The following is a 2,559-nucleotide window of genomic DNA, read 5'->3' as shown; positions in this document are numbered from 1 at the left end:
CCCGGCCACCTTTCGAGGTGGCCGGGCCCGTGGTGTGGATCCACAATCACTGAGCCGTTCGACCACCACGAGGTAGCAGTCGGGCCCGTTCAATTTTCCCGTGGTGGCTCTGGGCTCGCTGCATCAGCGCTCCGGCACGACTCCGGTGCGATGTCAGCTGAGCCCTTCGCGCGGGCAACCCACTGGTCCCCCGAAGAGTGTTCTACGCGATGGTGAGGACCACGAGGAGCATCGCCGGAATGACGATCCAGCCGAGGTCCATCGGCATTCCGAAGACGTCGATCGTAGGGAGAAGGCTCCTCATTGCCTCACTCATCGCCACGTCGGGAGGTACGCAATTCTGTCCGGGGCCCGCTTGATCGCAACCGATCACCGTGATCCCTAGCCTTTCATGATTGGAGGTGGTCGTGTCAGCCGGTCAGCGCGTGACGCGAGCGTCGCCCCAGGCTGCATTGGCGTTGTTGCCGTTTGCTGCGGTCTTTGTCACCTCGAGTTTCAGGCGGAGGCCACCGGAAACGTTGATGTTGATGTCCTGAGCTTGTCCGAGCCTCATCGCCCACGATCCACGTTGCTGGTCGTCGACGAATACTCTGAACTGATATCTCGCATCGGGGTGAGAAGTATCAGAAAGGCCGATAGTAGCTCGGAAATTGCTCCAGTCCTTGCCCAGGTCGTACTGATAGTTTGTCGACGTAGTCATGAATTGGCTGGTGTACACCGACTGGGCATATGTCCTGCCGTTGATGTTGACTGACCCTTTGGTGGGTTCTGCTCCGCCTCGAACTGTCTGCATAGCGCGCAGATAGGTAGTCTGCGTCCCGGGAATCGGGGGATTCCCCGGTCCCTGGTTCTGGGATCCGCTCACGGTGTTGCCGAGTGAGTCGCTGTTGATGCCGCCCGTCTCGTTCAGCTGAGAAGACGCTGCTGCAGCGGCTGCGATGACGACGGCTGCGGCCGCCGCACCTGCTTGAATCTCCTCGATGCTCGGGAGGGGCGGCAGCGGCGGAAGTTGTGCCGACGATGTTCCGGGCGCAATTCCGACGATGGTCGCGGATGCGGCGATGACCGCGATGAATTTCGTAAAGGATGAGGAAGGTCGCATGCCTGTAGTGTTGTACACCGTCCAGGCGCCCACAATAAACTCTGGCGATCTTCATCCGAACATACGACACGTCGCACATTTCGAGCAATTGCAGGATTAGAAGGACGGAATCGCCCCGGAACCGTTCTCGCCCTTCGATCGAGATATCAATGGCCCCCCTGTGGAGTTGGCCAGTCGTCGTCGAGTAAGAGTCTTTGCTCGGCTCGCGGGCCTGTCCTGCCAGTCAAATCCACTAATTCGGGTCAGAACTACCCTCCTACGCAGCGCAAACGATTAGGCGTTGGAGACGACGCGGCGAGTCGGTGGGCCATCAGGCCGTTGGGAGCTCCATGCGTAGCTTCCGGTCCTGCCGCGACGCGCCCGGTGTGAGGGATCAGCCCCCGAGGAGGGGATCCGCCCCGGTGTCGACGCGTCTACCATGGAACCGTGACCAGAGCCACCGCACCCGCATCCGACACCCAGGTCAGTCCCCTCCTCGTCACGGCGCGCGAGTTGATCAGCGACGTGGCGAGCCTTCCCACCCCTGTGATCCTCGACGTGCGCTGGCGGCTCGGCGATGCCCGCGGCCGGGAGCACTACTACTCCGGCCACATCCCCGGCGCGCAGTACGTCGATCTACCCACCGAGCTCGCGGGCCAGCGCAACGTCCGCGAGGGCCGCCACCCGCTGCCCTCGCCCGATGATCTCGAGGACGCCCTGCGTCGTGCCGGGGTGGACAACGACAGCCGCGTGGTGATCTACGACGACTCCGGTAACACCTCCGCGGCGCGCGCCTGGTGGCTGATGCGCTGGGCCGGCAAGGAGGACGTCTACCTCCTCGACGGCGGTCTCAAGGCGTGGATCGCCGAGGGCGAGGACCTGGCGGTGGGGCCGGGCAACCCGGTCGAGCGCGGCGACTTCACCTTCAGGCTCGATCACATGCGCACGGCCGACATCGACGAGACGGAGGCCAGCCCCGAGGAGGGCGTCCTGATCGATGTCCGCGCTGCCGAGCGCTATGCCGGCCACACCGAGCCGATGGATTCGCGGGCCGGCCACATCCCGGGCGCCGTCAATCTGCCCACGTCGTCGTTCCTCGACGAGAGCGGGCGGTTCCTTCCCGCCGAGCGCATCCGTCAGATGTTCGCCGACGTGGGGGTGACCAGCGGAAAGAACACCGTGGTCTACTGCGGTTCCGGCATCCACGCCTGCCATGCGCTCGCGGCGATGGAGGTGGCCGGGATCGAGGCGGGGAGGCTGTTCCCGGGGTCGTGGTCGCAGTGGTCGGCGGATCGTCGGCGGCCGATCGCCCTGGGGGAGGACCCCCGCTAGCCCGCGCCCGCGCCGGCTCCCGGGGGCATCCAGGTCACGCAGCGCCGCGGTGCCTGGCGGGTAACCCCACCAGCGCTGACTACCCTCTGTGGACATGGTCGTGTTCTGGTTCCTCCTGGCCCTCGTGCTGCTCGCCGCGGCGCTCC

Annotated in this window: 2 protein-coding genes; one reads left to right on the top strand and one right to left on the bottom strand. The window is 64.9% G+C overall.

Annotated features, from left to right (window positions below):
* Positions 1-418: 418 nt before the first annotated feature.
* Entirely contained in the window at positions 419-1,102 is a 684-nt protein-coding gene (locus tag G6026_RS03615; RefSeq protein WP_182612287.1) for an NPCBM/NEW2 domain-containing protein, read from the bottom strand.
* A gap of 426 nt (positions 1,103-1,528) precedes the next feature.
* Here G6026_RS03615 and G6026_RS03610 point away from each other — a divergent pair, with 426 nt between their 5' ends.
* Complete coding sequence (locus tag G6026_RS03610) at positions 1,529-2,413, top strand: sulfurtransferase (RefSeq protein WP_107757453.1); 885 nt, start codon at positions 1,529-1,531, stop codon at positions 2,411-2,413.
* Positions 2,414-2,559 lie beyond the last annotated feature (146 nt).

Origin of the sequence: Dietzia sp. DQ11-38-2 (assembly GCF_014145055.1) — a bacterium.
Classification (GTDB): Bacteria; Actinomycetota; Actinomycetes; order Mycobacteriales; family Mycobacteriaceae; genus Dietzia.
This window is presented reverse-complemented; position numbering and strand designations above follow the sequence as displayed.